The 15,708-nt window shown below is 58.9% G+C and carries 16 protein-coding genes; 2 read left to right on the top strand and 14 right to left on the bottom strand.

Translation table 11 applies throughout. The features are described 5' to 3' along the window. Window positions 1-3: 3 nt before the first annotated feature. The 8 genes from pabC to I9H09_RS16735 form a co-directional block, all read right to left on the bottom strand. A complete protein-coding gene (pabC, locus tag I9H09_RS16700; RefSeq protein WP_122347893.1) occupies window positions 4-819 on the bottom strand; it encodes an aminodeoxychorismate lyase in 816 nt (271 codons plus the stop codon). Further along, window positions 819-2,063 carry a beta-ketoacyl-ACP synthase II gene (gene fabF / locus I9H09_RS16705; RefSeq protein WP_005892239.1) on the bottom strand — a complete coding sequence of 415 codons (1,245 nt, stop codon included), beginning with the start codon at window positions 2,061-2,063 and terminating at the stop codon, window positions 819-821. The genes pabC and fabF overlap by 1 nt, the downstream gene beginning before the upstream one ends. Window positions 2,064-2,177: 114 nt before the next feature. Next, entirely contained in the window at window positions 2,178-2,414 is a 237-nt protein-coding gene (acpP, locus tag I9H09_RS16710) for an acyl carrier protein (protein ID WP_005892238.1), read from the bottom strand. Window positions 2,415-2,605: 191 nt separating this feature from the next. Beyond that, a complete protein-coding gene (fabG, locus tag I9H09_RS16715) occupies window positions 2,606-3,349 on the bottom strand; it encodes a 3-oxoacyl-ACP reductase FabG (protein ID WP_005892237.1) in 744 nt (247 codons plus the stop codon). A gap of 15 nt (window positions 3,350-3,364) precedes the next feature. Further along, window positions 3,365-4,303 carry an ACP S-malonyltransferase gene (fabD, locus tag I9H09_RS16720; RefSeq protein WP_042932400.1) on the bottom strand — a complete coding sequence of 313 codons (939 nt, stop codon included), beginning with the start codon at window positions 4,301-4,303 and terminating at the stop codon, window positions 3,365-3,367. 116 nt (window positions 4,304-4,419) lie between these two features. Next, the gene (gene plsX, locus I9H09_RS16725) at window positions 4,420-5,442 is read right to left on the bottom strand and encodes a phosphate acyltransferase PlsX (protein WP_122347894.1); all 1,023 of its coding nucleotides are present in this window, start codon (window positions 5,440-5,442) and stop codon (window positions 4,420-4,422) included. 4 nt (window positions 5,443-5,446) lie between these two features. Then, window positions 5,447-5,629, bottom strand: coding sequence for a 50S ribosomal protein L32 (gene rpmF / locus I9H09_RS16730; RefSeq protein WP_002552688.1), 183 nt, complete (start codon window positions 5,627-5,629; stop codon window positions 5,447-5,449). A 13-nt stretch (window positions 5,630-5,642) separates the two neighbouring features. Continuing rightward, entirely contained in the window at window positions 5,643-6,170 is a 528-nt protein-coding gene (locus I9H09_RS16735; RefSeq protein ID WP_236502393.1) for a YceD family protein, read from the bottom strand. Between the two features lie 106 nt (window positions 6,171-6,276). Between I9H09_RS16735 and I9H09_RS16740 the strand changes: the two genes are divergently transcribed. After that, window positions 6,277-6,855, top strand: a complete 579-nt coding sequence (locus tag I9H09_RS16740; protein ID WP_122347895.1) for a Maf family protein — start codon at window positions 6,277-6,279, stop codon at window positions 6,853-6,855. A 78-nt stretch (window positions 6,856-6,933) separates the two neighbouring features. Here the strand turns inward: I9H09_RS16740 and sppA are convergent, their stop codons facing one another. Genes sppA through rluC form a run of 3 tightly spaced genes read right to left on the bottom strand, consistent with a single transcriptional unit; the run spans window position 6,934 to window position 9,565 of the window. Continuing rightward, a complete protein-coding gene (sppA, locus tag I9H09_RS16745; protein ID WP_054990555.1) occupies window positions 6,934-7,932 on the bottom strand; it encodes a signal peptide peptidase SppA in 999 nt (332 codons plus the stop codon). Window positions 7,933-7,956: 24 nt separating this feature from the next. Continuing rightward, window positions 7,957-8,619, bottom strand: a complete 663-nt coding sequence (locus I9H09_RS16750) for an HAD-IA family hydrolase (protein ID WP_024670201.1) — start codon at window positions 8,617-8,619, stop codon at window positions 7,957-7,959. Continuing rightward, entirely contained in the window at window positions 8,609-9,565 is a 957-nt protein-coding gene (gene rluC, locus I9H09_RS16755; RefSeq protein ID WP_005892226.1) for a 23S rRNA pseudouridine(955/2504/2580) synthase RluC, read from the bottom strand. Before rluC ends, I9H09_RS16750 begins: the two co-directional genes overlap by 11 nt. Before the next feature lie 724 nt (window positions 9,566-10,289). Between rluC and rne the strand changes: the two genes are divergently transcribed. Then, complete coding sequence (rne, locus tag I9H09_RS16760; RefSeq protein WP_183142514.1) at window positions 10,290-13,553, top strand: ribonuclease E; 3,264 nt, start codon at window positions 10,290-10,292, stop codon at window positions 13,551-13,553. A 151-nt stretch (window positions 13,554-13,704) separates the two neighbouring features. Here the strand turns inward: rne and murB are convergent, their stop codons facing one another. The 3 genes from murB to I9H09_RS16775 are packed head-to-tail and all read right to left on the bottom strand — an operon-like array spanning window position 13,705 to window position 15,705. Beyond that, the gene (murB, locus tag I9H09_RS16765; RefSeq protein WP_122347898.1) at window positions 13,705-14,724 is read right to left on the bottom strand and encodes a UDP-N-acetylmuramate dehydrogenase; all 1,020 of its coding nucleotides are present in this window, start codon (window positions 14,722-14,724) and stop codon (window positions 13,705-13,707) included. Window positions 14,725-14,758: 34 nt separating this feature from the next. Further along, window positions 14,759-15,523, bottom strand: a complete 765-nt coding sequence (kdsB, locus tag I9H09_RS16770) for a 3-deoxy-manno-octulosonate cytidylyltransferase (RefSeq protein WP_005892221.1) — start codon at window positions 15,521-15,523, stop codon at window positions 14,759-14,761. Next, window positions 15,520-15,705: a Trm112 family protein gene (locus tag I9H09_RS16775; RefSeq protein WP_004884599.1), complete on the bottom strand. Its 186-nt coding sequence runs from the start codon at window positions 15,703-15,705 to the stop codon at window positions 15,520-15,522. The genes kdsB and I9H09_RS16775 overlap by 4 nt, the downstream gene beginning before the upstream one ends. Between the last annotated feature and the right edge of the window lie 3 nt (window positions 15,706-15,708).

Here is a 15,708-nt window from a genome sequence, read left to right on the forward strand (position 1 = left end):
AGATCAGATATCCAGAAGGGTGCGAGCAATAACTTGCAGTTTACGGGTGAGCGGACCAACCGCCCAGTCCAGCGCTGCAAAACCGCAGACAGGCCAGACGCCATAGACGCTATTGCACAGGAACACTTCGTCTGCCGTTTCAAGGTCAGGCAAGTGCAGATCACGGATTTCGACAGCCAGCCCCAGATTTCGTGCCTGATCGAGCAATGCGGCACGCATCACGCCTGCGACCCCACACCGACTCAGGTCGGCGGTCAGCAAACGCCCGCCACAGACCAGAAACAGATTGCTGTATACCCCCTCGATCAACCGCCCCGAGGTGTCGCGCATCAGCCCCTCGGCATGTTCACTGTCGCTCCATTCGGAGCGGGCCATGACCTGCTCCAGGCGATTAAGATGCTTGAGCCCGGCCAGCAGCGGCTGTTCGGCCAGCCGGGTCTGACAGGCAAACAGGCGTACGCCCTGTTCGGCATGGGCAGCGGGATAGGCTGGTGCGGCACTGCCTTGCAGAATTCGACGTGAACACGCGTTGGCGGCAGGAGCATAACCGCGCTGACCATCGCCTCGGGTAAGAATCAGCTTCATGACCCCGTCGCCAAGCTCGGCGGCGAAACGGGTCATTTCAGAGTGAACCAGCGCAAGGTCGACCGATATCGCCAGACGCTGGCAGCCAGTTTCAAGACGCTGCAGATGACGATCAAGCAGCAATGGCCGGCCAGCCTTGACAGCCATGGTCTCGAAAACTCCATCGCCGTAGGCCAGCCCTCTGTCCTTGACAGACAGGCTGCCGGCAGGAAGGCCATCAACCCAATCGGGCATTACTCGGCAAACCGGCGGAATACCAGCGAACCATTGGTGCCACCGAAACCGAAGGAGTTCGACAGAACGACGTCGATCGGCATGCGGCGTGCTTCGTGAGGCACAAAGTTCAGGTCACAACCTTCGCTTGGCTCGTCGAGGTTGATGGTCGGCGGAGCCACCTGATCAACCATCGCCAGCACGCTGAAAATGGCCTCGACTGCGCCAGCAGCACCCAGCAAATGGCCCGTCATCGACTTGGTCGAGCTGACTGCCAGCTGATAGGCATGATCGCCGAAGACCGACTTGATGGCCGACGCTTCGGCGAGATCGCCTGCCGGCGTCGATGTGCCGTGTGCGTTTATGTATTGCACCTGATCAGGGTTGACCTTGGCATCTCGCAACGCATTGACGATGCAGCGAGCGGCACCGGCGCCGTCGTCAGGTGGCGAGGTCATGTGGTACGCATCGCCACTCATGCCAAACCCGACCAGCTCGGCATAAATGGTCGCACCACGCGCCTTGGCGTGTTCGAGTTCTTCAAGCACCATCGCACCGGCACCGTCGGAAAGGACAAACCCATCACGGCCCTTGTCCCAGGGACGGCTGGCACGCGCCGGGTCGTCGTTTCGCGTTGACAGCGCACGCGCCGCGCCGAAACCGCCCAGCCCAAGGCCACAGGCCGCCATTTCAGCGCCACCGGCAATCATCACGTCCGCTTCGTCATAGGCGATGTTGCGTGCAGCCATGCCAATGCAGTGAGTGGCCGTGGTACATGCCGTCGCGATGGCATAGTTAGGCCCCTGTGCGCCCAAATGGATCGACAGGAAACCGGAAATCATGTTGATGATGGAGCCCGGTACAAAAAACGGTGAAATCCGTCCCGGCCCTTGCTCATGCAGCAAACGACTGCTGTTTTCGATGTTGGTCAGACCACCGATGCCCGAACCCATGGCGACGCCAATGCGTTCACGGTTTGCATCAGTGACTTCAAGGCCTGCGTTACGCACCGCCTGGAAGCTGGCCGCCAGGCCATACTGAATAAAGAGATCGAGCCGACGCGCTTCTTTGGGCGCCAGGTATTCCTCGACGTTGAAACCCTTGACCGAACCGCCGAAGCGGGTGGTGAAGGCTGACAAGTCCGTGTGCTCGATAAGGCCAATGCCACTGCGGCCCGCCAGAATGCCTTGCCAACTGCTGGGCACGTCATTGCCCAGTGGCGAAAGCATACCCATCCCGGTGACCACGACGCGTCTACGCGACACAGGACTCTCCTTCTCTCTTGTTTACGGAACAATCACAGCGTTTTTTAAAGAAAAAACCGCACGCCGGTTAAAGCAGTGCGGTTTTCCCGTGACAGCAGTCAGCGATTACAAATCTTAAGCCTGATGGCTAGTGACGTAATCGATTGCTGCTTGAACGGTAGTGATCTTTTCCGCTTCTTCGTCAGGGATTTCGGTCTCGAATTCCTCTTCCAGAGCCATTACCAGCTCGACGGTGTCCAGGGAGTCAGCGCCCAGGTCTTCAACGAAAGAAGCAGTGTTGACAACCTCGTCTTCTTTGACGCCAAGTTGCTCGGCAACGATTTTCTTGACGCGCTCTTCGATGGTGCTCATACCTAGTTTTAACTCCTAGTGGAAATGTTCAGGCATCTGGCCAGTGGGTAAGTGTATAGAAGAGGTTTTGCGTATTTCAAGCTAAACGCTCTTCCCTTGTCCCCAACCGTACCTTTGCCCATTCATAGATTGCAGCTTTATAACGGATTTTAGACAGCTCGTATGACATTTTTTTGAAACAGAGCGTCACATCAGCTCATGTACATGCCGCCGTTGACCGGGATTGTAGCCCCGGTAACGTAGCCTGCGCCTTCAGACGCAAGAAAAGCGACTACATGCGCGATCTCTTCAGCTTGCCCCAGGCGAGCCAGGGGGATCTGGGTAATCAGTGACTGACGTTGCGCCTCTGGCAGCTCGCGCGTCATGTCGGTGTCGATAAAGCCTGGCGCAACCGAGTTGACGGTAACCGCACGCGACCCCACTTCACGGGCCAGGGCACGGCTGAAACCTTCCAGACCGGCCTTGGCGGCAGCATAGTTTACTTGACCGGCGTTGCCCATGGCACCCACAACCGAACCGATGCTGATAATACGCCCCCAACGAGCTTTGGTCATACCACGCAAAACGCCCTTGGACAGACGGAAAAGGCTGTTCAGGTTGGTGTCGACAACGTCATGCCATTCGTCATCTTTCATGCGCATCATCAGGTTATCACGGGTGATACCGGCATTATTGACCAGAATCAACGGCGCGCCAACACGTTCCTGAATGGTCGACAAGACCGAATTTACAGACTCGGCATCACAGACATTCAGCATCAGACCGAAGCCTTCGATGCCGTTTTCCTTGAACGTCGCACTGATACGCTCGGCGCCGGACTCGGAAGTCGCAGTGCCTACAACGACCGCACCCTTGCGTCCCAATTCAAGAGCAATGGCTTGACCAATACCGCGACTGGCACCGGTGACCAGTGCCACTTTACCTTGAAGGCTCATGCAGGCTTCTCCTAATCAGGCCAGTGCCGCGCGTGCGGCGGCAAAGGCTTCGGGGGTATCAAGGTTGTAAGTCGTCACGCCTTCGGCGCAACGCTTGTTAAGACCGGCCAGGACTTTACCCGGCCCACATTCCACCAACTGGGTCGCACCGCGACTTGCCAGGCACTGGATGGACTCGACCCAGCGTACCGGCTTGTACAGTTGCTCCAGAAGATCGCGTTTGAGGGTCGCCAGATCACTGACTGCGCTCGCGCTGACGTTCTGCACCAAAGCGATCCCTGGCGCCTGCCATTCGATGGCCTCGACGGCCTCGGCAAAACGCTCGGCAGCAGGACGCATAAGCTCGCAGTGCGAAGGCACGCTGACCGGCAGCGGCAAGGCACGCTTCGCCCCACGGGCCTTGCACAGTTCCATGGCACGCTTGACCGCTTCGGCGGAACCGGCGATGACCACCTGGCCCGGCGAGTTGAAGTTAACTGCGCTGACGACTTCGCCCTGCGCCGCTTCGGCGCAGGCGGCAATGACGTCGGCATCATCAAGACCCAGAATGGCTGCCATGCCACCCTGACCGGCCGGCACGGCTTCCTGCATCAACTGACCACGACGCTCCACCAGCTTGACGGCATCCGCCAGGCTCAGGCTTTGCGCAGCGACCAGCGCACTGTATTCACCCAGGCTATGACCGGCAACAAAAGCCGGAACGGCACCGCCTTCCGCCAACCACACGTGCCACAGGGCGATGGAAGCGGTCAGAATGGCCGGTTGGGTCTTGTCGGTCTGATTGAGCAACTCGGCAGGACCGCTCTGGGTCAATGCCCACAGGTCATAACCAAGCGCTTCGGAAGCCTGCTCGAAAGTGTCCAGGATCAACGGATGCTGCTCGCCCATTCCGGCAAGCATGCCGAGCGATTGCGATCCTTGACCCGGAAAGACGAATGCGAGGGATGCAGACATATGACAGGCCTCTGAATGATTGTCGTCAAAATAAGCGTCCGGACGAGCCGAACGCGAGAATTCAAGTTTACATGACTGATCGGTTGGATGACTGACCAGTCTGATGCGTCACATTTTCAGGTCTGGTCGTCTCGAAGCACTGCTTCAAGGCGCCCCCTGAGGCGTTGCGGCAAGTTTTCGCAAGCCTCGGTCTGCGCTCGCTGAATAGCACTCTGAAACCCTGCAACGCTGGCAGCCCCGTGGCTTTTCACCACAACACCCTGCAACCCCAACAGGCTGGCACCATTGTGACGGGCCGGGGCCAGATCGGTCCGCAAGCGCTTCAGCAACGGCAACGCCATCGCGCCGACAGCCTTGGTCAGCAGGTTACGGCTGAACAGCGCATCGATCCGCTCGGCAATCATTGTAGCCAGCCCTTCACTAGACTTGAGCAGCACGTTGCCGACAAAACCGTCACACACCACCACGTCGGCCTCCCCCCGGTACACACCATCGCCCTCGACGTAGCCGATGTAGTTGAGCCCCGCAGTCTGCTGCAACAGTGCAGCAGCTTGCTTGACCTGCTGATTACCCTTGATGTCTTCAGTGCCCACGTTGAGCAAGGCGACTCTGGGCTTTACAACCCCAAGCGTCTCGGCAAGAACAGACCCCATCACCGCAAACTGATAAAGCGCCTCGGCGCTGCAATCGACATTTGCGCCCAGATCCAGCAACTGGCAATGACCTGCGCGGGTGGGCACAGCAGCGATCATCGCGGGCCGGTCGATACCAGGCAACGTCTTGAGCACGTAACGAGACAGCGCCATCAACGCACCGGTGTTGCCGGCACTGACACAGGCCTGAGCCTGCCCGCTTGCTACAAGCTCGAGTGCAACACGCATGGAGGAATCAGGTTTGCCACGCAGAGCCTGAGAAGGACGCTCATCCATGGCAATGACTTCGCTAGCATTTACAACGCGCAGGCGCGAACGTTCCACACCTTGATGGTGGGCAATCAGTTCTTCAATAAGAGTGGCTTGGCCGACGAGGGCCAGATGAAGCGAGGGTGTAGCTGTCAGGCACGCGAGGCTTGCCTGAACAATGTTGCGGGGACCGAAGTCCCCGCCCATTGCGTCGATCGCGATGATCGGAGCGGACAAGAAATTACTCGTCAGCGCCCTTGTCGATCACTTTACGACCACGGTATACGCCTTCTGGCGATACGTGGTGACGCAGGTGAATTTCACCAGTGGTCTTTTCTACCGACAGAGTGCTTGCCTCAAGAGCGTCGTGCGAACGACGCATGTCACGGGCAGAGCGGGATTTTTTGTTCTGCTGAACAGCCATAATTGATTAACTCCTAAACGTTTGGGTCACGCTTTAACTGCGCCAATACACTGAACGGGTTGGACCGCGTTACCTCGTCCACGCTCGGTTCGGGCTCATCGAGACCCGCCGGTTGCTGGCATTCTTCAGGATGATGAGCAGGCACAATGGGCAAGGCGAGCAGTAGCTCCTCCTCGATCAATGCCAGCAGATCCAATGGATCTTCGCCCAGTTCCAGCACGTCATAACCTTTCGATAACGACTGGGTATTCGCACCCTCCTTCACCACGACATAACTGCATTCGCTGTGGATCGGCAGGGTCACCAGCTCAAGACAACGCTGGCAAACCATCTTGACCGGGACGTCTATCGAACTGTGGATAACCACAGAACGGCGTTCGTCACGATCGAAAATGAACTTCGCCTGCACCGTACCGACAGTGTCGGCAAGCGGGTCGCAGAGTCTCTTCAAATCGCCCAGCAGCACTTCACCCTGAAGGGTAGTGCCGCGATCAGACAATTTGCGCGGGTCAACGTGAGATGGAATCGGGTCATTCAACATAGGCGCAGCATTCTAGGGATGCCCCCCTGGCATGTCAAAGGAAATTCAGGCCTGTTCGTCACTCGGGCCACTCTTTAGAATCAACGCTCAGCCTACGGAGAACCGCATGCCTTCCCTGCTCCTTGCCTCCAGCTCCACTTATCGCCGCGAACTGCTTGCCCGCCTGCGCATGCCGTTCACCTGCAAGTCTCCGGATATCGATGAAAGCCATCACCCGAACGAGGCGGCACACGACCTGGTGCAGCGCCTCGCCCGCGAAAAAGCCGAGGCGCTGGCGGGTGAATATTCGCAGCACCTGATAATCGGCTCGGATCAGGTCGCTGTGCTCAATGGCCGCATACTGGGCAAACCGCACACCTTCGAGCGCGCCCTGCAACAACTGACGGCCGCCAGCGGCAACCGCGTAACCTTTCTGACCGGCCTCGCGCTGCTTAACAGCACGACCGGAGAATGCCAGATCGACTGCGTGCCCTTTACCGTACACATGCGCGAGCTCGATCAGGCCCGCATCGAGCGATACCTGCACGCAGAACAGCCTTACGACTGCGCAGGCAGCTTCAAGGCCGAAGGCCTGGGTGTCAGCCTGTTTCGCAGCACGGAAGGCAGCGACGCCACCAGCCTGATAGGGCTGCCACTGATTCGCCTGGTAGACATGCTTATAAAGGAAGGCGTCAGCATCCCCTGAGCGCCTGCAACACGGCCTGCAATAAAAAGCCCTGACCAGCAATGATCAGGGCTCAGACACCAAGGCTTTGAATGCCTGTCAGCGTAACGTCGGACCACTGAAGCCGACCAGCGTGGCAATACGCTCAGCCATGCTGGTGCCGATTTTTTTCGAGAAACGATCAAAAGGCGACTCTTCGACCGTGTATTCGACAATGTCCTTTTCCTTGATCAGCTCACGCGCCACGTAGCTCGCATTGCCAAGACCATCCACCAGACCAAGCCCGACCGCCTGCTCACCGGTCCAGACCAACCCGGAAAACAGCTCTGGGTGATCCTTGTCTTTCAAGCGATCGCCACGCCCCTGCTTGACGCTGGCAATGAACTGACGATGGGTAGTATCCAGCACACCCTGCCAGAACTGGGTTTCATCAGCTTTTTGCGGCTGGAACGGATCAAGGAAAGCCTTGTGCTCACCCGACGTGTAGGTACGACGATCGACACCCAGCTTTTCCATGGTGCCGACAAACCCGAAACCGGCCGCAGTGACCCCGATGGAGCCTACAAGGCTGGCCTTGTCAGCGTAAATCTCATCAGCCGCACTGGCGATGTAGTAAGCACCCGAGGCACCTAGATCGGTAATGACCGCATATACCTTGATATCGGGCTTGGTTGCGCGCAGACGACGAATCTCGTCATAGACGTAGCCTGACTGCACAGGACTGCCACCCGGGCTGTTGATGCGCAGAATGACACCCTTGGTCTTTTCATCCTCAAAGGCTTTTTGCAACGCGGTAACGATATTTTCCGCACTGGCCGCTTCTTTGTCGGCGATCACACCCTGCACGTCGATCAGCGCGGTATGACTTGAACGTCGCGAAGCACCACCCTCAAGATCAAGCATTGGCAACACCACAGCCACAAACAGAAACGCGAACGTCAGCAGCTTGAAGAAAATCCCCCAGCGCCGTGCCCTGCGTTGCTCCTGAACACTGGCGAGGAGCGTTTTTTCAAGAAGCTTCCAGCTTTTAGCCTCTTCCCTGCCATTGACACCATCGTCCGCGCTCTGCGAAACGGGTGCTTTCCATTCATCAGACATGCTTCTTCTACCCTCACCGGAAATCTAGACGCTGCGCCTGTTTAACCAGGTGCGCAGCTCGGAAAAATGCTCAATGGCCATTATGGGCTCGAACTGCCGCAGGGACTCAAGCGGTTGCGCACCATAGCCAACCGCCACTGAATCCATACCGGCATTGCGCGCCATCAGCAGGTCGAACGAGGCGTCACCAATCATCAATGAACGGCCCGGCAAGACACCGCAGTGCGCCATGATCTCGTTCAGCATAAGCGGATCAGGCTTGCTGGCGGTCTCGTCGGCAGCACGAGTGACGTCGAAATAATCCGCCCAGCCATTGGCTTTCAGCACCCGATCAAGCCCGCGTCGCGCTTTGCCGGTCGCCACAGCCAGACGATAGCCGTCTTCGCGAAACGCCTGCATCGACTCCACGACACCCTCGAACAACGGCGAAGGCACCTTGTCCATCTCCATGTACGCGTCAGCGTAGTGCTGGCGGATTTCGACAAGAATGGTTTCGCTGGTCTGCGGGTACAGCGTGCGGATCGCCTCGGGCAGGCCAAGGCCGATAATGTTCTTGATTGCAGAATCGTCACGCACCTCGACACCACTTTCGATGGCCGCGGTGCGCATTGAATGGATAATGCGCCCGACCGAGTCGGCCAGCGTGCCATCCCAGTCAAATATCAACAGATCGTAATCACGACGCACTAAGACGCTCCACTGTCCTGGCCCACATCTCGTCGACAGGCGCCTGCACATTCAATTTGCTGCCATCAGGCATCGGCACGGTCAGCATGTAGGCATGCAGGAAGAGGCGCTTGCCACCCAGATCACGAATTTCCCGACTGAAGTTCTCGTCACCATATTTGGTATCACCGGCAATGGCATGACCTGCATGCAGGGTATGCACCCTGATCTGGTGAGTACGACCGGTGACCGGCTTGGCTTCGACCATGGTGGCGAAGTCACCGAAACGGCGCAGCACCTTGAAGATTGTCAGCGCCTCCTTGCCCTCCTCGTTTACTTCGACCATGCGCTCGCCCGAACGCAGATTGCTCTTGAGCAACGGGGCGCGAACCTGCTTCTGGGCAGCCGCCCAATTGCCGCGAACCAGCGCCATGTAGCGCTTGTCGACGCCATCGCCACGCAGGGCCTCATGCAGATGGCGCAACATGCTGCGCTTTTTGGCAATCATCAGCAGGCCGGAGGTGTCTCGATCAAGGCGATGCACCAGCTCGAGCTCCTTGGCGTCCGGGCGCAGCTGGCGGAAGGCTTCGATGACACCGAAGCTCAGACCGCTGCCGCCATGCACGGCAATACCCGCAGGCTTGTTGAGGACTATCAGCGCCTTGTCTTCGTAGACAATCGCAGCCTCAAGGCGCTGCAAGAGTGCCTGCGCAACCGGCACAGGCTCGTCGCGCTCGGGCACGCGCACAGGAGGAATGCGCACAATATCGCCTGCCTGCAGCTTATATTCAGGCTTGGTCCGGCCCTTGTTCACACGCACTTCGCCTTTACGCACGATGCGGTAGATCAAGGTCTTGGGCACGCCCTTGAGATAAGTGATCAGAAAATTATCGATGCGTTGACCGGCAAGTTCCGGCGCAACCTCAACCAGCTGGACGCCGGGGGTTGGAGGGGCAATATTCGTCATGAGGCAAATCATAACAATTTTTATGGATTTGAAGCACTTAATGATTGCTGCTATAGTCGCGAACGCCGCCAAAAGCGGCCGGGCAGCGGATCAACGGTTGACAACCGGCCCTGACCAACGCAATTCACAAGGACGGGAGGCCGTCCTACGCAGTGTTCGGTGACAACGGAGCACGCTGGAAACGTAACAAGCGCAGGTGACATGAGGCCGGAAACACGCCTGACAGCAGAGCAGACAGCTCGCGGTCAGTGCGGACAGTTCATGGCCAGTTCACAAAGTGCAGTCGCTTCCAGACGCTACGAGCGGATGCTTCGGGAACAACGCCTCAAGCCATGATGCGCAACCTTCCCAATCGAAGGCTGCGGTAAATGCCAACCCGCTGCGGATTCTGCGCGCGGCAGCACCCGAATTATCAGGGATACGTGTAGGGTGGAGACGCACAACCATCGGAATGTGTAGCACAAGGCTTGTTCTAGACGCTTCATCTCGTCCGCTACCGATGGTCGATTCCTCCTCCTGACAAAGCTTTTGCTGAAAGGGTGTCTTATGCCACCACAGCAAGCAGGAAACGTAGTCGCGACCCTCCGCCCCTTCTGGGCGAGGACCTCGCTAGACACTGGAGTGTCCAACCACTCCTGACGTGCCCTGACACCGACCGTGAGAAGTCGTGTGTGCCGAACGCCGTTTCCGGCAGCCCGGAAACCGACGGTACTACATGAAAAGAATGCTGATTAACGCAACTCAACCCGAAGAGTTGCGTGTTGCACTGGTAGACGGCCAGCGCCTCTACGACCTGGACATCGAGTCAGGTGCACGCGAGCAGAAGAAGGCCAACATCTATAAAGGCCGAATCACTCGCATCGAACCCAGCCTTGAGGCTGCCTTTGTCGATTTCGGCTCTGAGCGCCACGGTTTTCTGCCCCTCAAGGAAATCTCCCGCGAGTACTTCAAGAAAGCCCCTGAAGGCCGCGTCAACATCAAGGACGTCCTGAGCGAAGGCCAGGAAGTCATCGTTCAGGTCGAGAAAGAAGAGCGTGGCAACAAGGGCGCAGCCCTGACCACCTTCATCAGCCTGGCAGGCCGTTATCTGGTCCTGATGCCGAACAACCCTCGCGCCGGTGGCATCTCGCGCCGTATCGAAGGCGAAGAGCGCAACGAACTGCGTGAAGCCCTCAACGGCCTGATCGCCCCCGCCGACATGGGTCTGATCGTTCGCACTGCAGGCCTTGGCCGCAGCAGCGAAGAAATGCAGTGGGACCTCGATTACCTGCTGCAACTGTGGACCGCCATCAAGGAAGCGTCCCTTGATCGTTCGGCTCCTTTCCTGATCTACCAGGAAAGCAACGTCATCATCCGCGCCATCCGCGACTACCTGCGCCAGGACATCGGTGAAGTCTTGATCGACAGCGTCGAAGCCCAGGAAGAAGCCCTGACCTTCATCCGCCAGGTGATGCCGCAGTACGCCAGCAAGATCAAGCTCTACGAAGACAGCGTTCCGCTGTTCAACCGCTTCCAGATCGAAAGCCAGATCGAAACCGCCTTCCAGCGCGTGGTCGAATTGCCTTCCGGCGGCTCCATCGTCATCGATCCTACCGAAGCCCTGGTGTCCATCGACATCAACTCGGCACGCGCCACCAAAGGCAGCGACATCGAAGAAACCGCCCTGCAGACCAACCTTGAAGCGGCTGAGGAAATCGCCCGTCAATTGCGTCTGCGCGACATCGGCGGCCTGATCGTCATCGACTTCATCGACATGACGCCGGCCAAGAACCAGCGCGCCGTGGAAGAAAAAGTCCGCGAAAGCCTGGAAGCCGACCGCGCCCGCGTTCAGGTCGGTCGCATCTCGCGCTTCGGCCTGCTGGAAATGTCCCGTCAGCGCCTGCGTCCATCGTTGGGCGAAAGCAGCGGCATCGTTTGCCCACGCTGCAACGGCACCGGCATCATCCGCGACGTCGAATCGCTGTCGCTGGCCATCCTGCGCCTGATCGAAGAAGAAGCCCTGAAAGACCGTACTGCCGAAGTACGTGCCCAAGTGCCGATCCCGGTTGCTGCGTTCCTGCTCAATGAAAAACGCAACTCGATCACCAAGATCGAATTGCGCACTCGCGCACGCATCATCATCCTGCCGAATGACCAGCTCGAAACCCCGCACTTCGAGGTTCAGCGTCTGCGTGATGACAGCCCGGAAGCGCACAACAGCCAGACCAGCTACGAAATCGCCGCTGCCGCCGCCGAAGTGGAAGAGATTGCCCCGCTGGCTGCCGCAACCCGCACCCTGGTTCGTCAGGAGGCAGCCGTCAAGACTGCTCCAGCGCGCGCCAATGCGCCGGTTCCGGTAGAAGCCGTTGCACCTGCTCCGACGCCTGCACCTGTCGCTCACGAGCCAAGCCTGTTCAAGGGCCTGGTGAAATCCCTGGTCAGCCTGTTCGCGACCAAGGAAGAGCCTGTTGCACCGGTAGTAGTTGAAAAACCGGCTGCAGAACAGCGTCCAGCTCGCAACGAAGAACGTCGCAACGGTCGTCAACAGAGCCGTGGCCGCAACAATCGTCGTGATGAAGAACGCAAACCTCGTGAAGAACGTGCTCCCCGCGAGGAGCGTGCCGAACGCGCCCCGCGTGAAGAGCGTGCGCCTCGCGAAGAACGCGCACCGCGTGAAGAACGTGCCGTCCGCGAACCTCGTGAAGCCCGTGAAGACTCGGCACCTCGCGAAGAGCGTCCGGCCCGTACTTCCCGTGAGCGCAAGCCGCGTGAAGCTCGTGAAGACCGCCCGGTTCGTGAACTGCGCGAGCCTCTGGACGCAGCCCCGGCTGTTGATCTGGCCCGCGAAGAACGTCCTGAACGCGCTCCGCGTGAAGAGCGTCAACCACGCCAGCCTCGTGAAGAACGTCAACCACGCGCCGAACAGGCCGCGGCGGCTGCATCCGAAGAAGAGCAAGTACTGCTCAACGACGAACAGGCCAACGACGAGAATCAGGACAGCAACGACGGCAGTGAAGGCGACCGCCCTCGCCGCCGCTCCCGTGGTCAGCGTCGTCGCAGCAACCGTCGCGAGCGTCAACGTGATGCAAACGGCAATGTGATCGAAGGCTCCGACGAAAACGGTAACGAAGAAGGCAGCGCCGATCTGTCGGCCGGTCTTGGCTTCACAGCCGCCGCCTCTGCCGCCAGTAGCGTGATCAGCGCTCCAGCCGAAGCCGATGCGCATCAGCAGGCCGAGCGCGCCAACAGCACGGACGCATCGACTGCAGAGCCTGCACAGCAGACGCCGGCTGTTGAAACACCTGCATTTGAACAGCCAGCCGCCCAGACAACAGCCACTGAAGCACCGGTCGCAGATGCGCCGGCAGCAGCAGAGCCTGTCGTTGAAGCCCCGGCCGTTGAAGCGCCTGCGGTGATCGACACTCCGGTTGCGCAACCTGCTCCTGAAGTAGAAGTTCTGCCAGCAGCGACCGAAGCACCGGCTTTTGCAGCACAGACCGAGCAGTTCGAGGCACCGCATGCAGAGCGTGTAGTGCCGTTCAAGCCAACGCCAGAGCCTGCGCCACAAGCGCCGGTCGAAGCAGCGGCTCATGAGGAAGTGCCAGCCACTGAATCATCCGAACTGCCAACACCTGTCGAAGCACCTGCTGCCGAGCCTGCATTCGCGAAAGAAGAACCTGTACCTTATGCCGCGCCTCAGGCCGCTGCCGAGGAACAGGTGTCTGCACCCGCAGAGCAGGAACCGGCGATCGAGGAACAACCAGCAGCTCCGGTCAGCAGCACTGGTCGTGCCCCCAACGATCCGCGTGAAGTTCGTCGCCGCAAACGCGAAGAAGAAGCGCGTCGTGCGGCGGCTGCAAGCGCTCCGGTTGCTGAGGCAGCACCTGTTGCTGCAGACCCAGAATCGGTCCAGCCTTCAGCGGCAACCGAAGAGGCTGCAACCAGCCACCAAACCGCTCAGTCTCACCATGAAGCCAATAAGGAAGACGAGACTAAACCTCTCATCTAACTCCGGCCCATGAAAAAGCCCCGCTTGTGCAGACAGGCGGGGCTTTTTTACATCTGCGATTCAGGATAACTCTTTGGTCTGGCCGCAAACGCTGTGTCCGTTTCTGAGTTTGCGTAGGCCGAGACGCAGATATAAATGTGCGGAGCCTTGCTTAGTAGAGGTTCGGCTCCATTTCCAGCTCGACACCGAAACGCTCGGCGATATCGGCCTGAATTCGGCGCGCGAGGTTGAGCAATTGCAGGCCACTGGCCTGTCCGTAATTGACCAGCACCAGTGACTGGAGCGTATGCACCCCGGCGTCGCCTTCACGGAAGCCCTTCCAGCCAGCCTGCTCGATCAACCATCCCGCCGCCAACTTCACCCGGCCATCAGGCTGCGGGTAGCCGACCACACCTGGATGCTCGGACTGGAGCCTGATGTAAAGCTCAGCCGAAATCACCGGATTCTTGAAAAAACTGCCTGCGTTGCCCAATACCGCAGGGTCAGGCAGTTTTTCGCTACGAATGGCGCAGATTGCGCGACTGACATCGAACGGCGTCGGTTTTTCGATGCCCAGTTCATTAAGACGCTGACGGACCGGGCCGTACTCAAGATGCAATCTGGCGTCGCGAGTCAGCCTGAAACGCACACGCAGAATCAACCAGCGTGCCACCTGGTGTTTGAAAACGCTGTCCCGGTAACCAAACGCACAGTCGTCAAGAGAAAACTCTCGCAGCTCGCCCGTTTCGCGGTCCAGCGCAGTCAGGCTATGAAAGACATCCTTGATCTCGACGCCATACGCCCCGATGTTCTGCATCGGAGCGGCGCCTACAGTACCTGGAATCAGGCTAAGATTTTCGAGCCCTGCCAGCCCAAGCTCCAGACAGGATTGAACAAACGGATGCCAGGGCTCGCCGGCCTCGGCTTCTACAATCGATTCCGCACAGTCTTCACGCACGATACGAATGCCGCGGCTCACCATGCGCAGCACCAGCGCCTGCACATCACTGCTCAGCAGCAGATTGCTGCCGCCGCCGATGACCAGCAGCGGCACATCGTGTTCGGCGGAATACGCCAGCGCCTCGAGAACATCGTCGTCGCTGTGCGCTTCGGCAAACAGTTGCGCCTGTACATTCACACCAAAGGTATTGAACGGCTTCAGGGAAACATCGAAGTGAACCTGCAAGGTCATGCCCTCACCTTTCCAGCTGGCTGGATAAACCGCATCAAGCCTCCAGAAGGCGTCTTACGCGCTCAAGGTCTTCAGGTGTGTCGACACCGCCGGGCGGCGCTTCAAGCGCGTCAGCCACATGAATGCGCACGCCATTCCACAGCGCACGCAATTGCTCGAGGCTTTCGGTGTTTTCCAGCCAGCACGGCCCCCAGCTGACGAAGTCATGCAGAAAACCCGCACGGTAGGCATAGATACCGATATGTCGGCGGTAAGGCACACCCGCAGGCAACCGGTCTTTATCACTGGCCAGCGCATCCCGCGCCCACGGAAGCGGAGCGCGGCTGAAGGTCAGGGCCAGACCGTTGATGTCGGTCGAGACCTTGACGATGTTCGGATTGAACAACGCCGCCACATCATCGATAGGCTCGGCCAGGGTAGCCATGCCGGCTTCCGGATGCGCAGCCAGGTTGGCTGCCACCTGGTCAATCACCGCAGGCGGGATCATCGGTTCGTCGCCCTGGACATTGACCACAATCGCATCGGCCGCCAGCCCCAGTTGCGTGGCCACCTCGGCCAGGCGATCGGTGCCGGAGTTGTGGTCTTCGCGGGTCAGCAGCACTTCAGCGCCAAATGCGCGGCACGCCTCGACGATGCGTGCATCGTCAGTCGCCACCACTACACGCTCGGCACTGCTCTTGCGTGCCTGTTCCCAGACAAGCTGAACCATGGGTTTGCCAGCAATGGTTTGCAACGGCTTGCCGGGAAACCGGCTGGAGCCGTAACGCGCCGGAATGACGACAGTAAAGGCTGCTGTCATTTTTCCAGTCGCTCATCGGCGGTCAGGGTGCGCGCTTCGCTTTCCAGCATCACCGGAATACCGTCACGAACCGGGTAGGCAAGGCCTGCGCCCTTGCTGATCAGCTCGGTCTTGTCGGCGCTGAGCTTCAATGGCCCCTTGCAGATGGGGCAGGCAAGGATGTCGAGTAGTTTGGTGTCCATAGG

The organism is Pseudomonas tremae, from assembly GCF_023278125.1.
Lineage (GTDB): Bacteria > Pseudomonadota > Gammaproteobacteria > Pseudomonadales > Pseudomonadaceae > Aquipseudomonas > Aquipseudomonas tremae.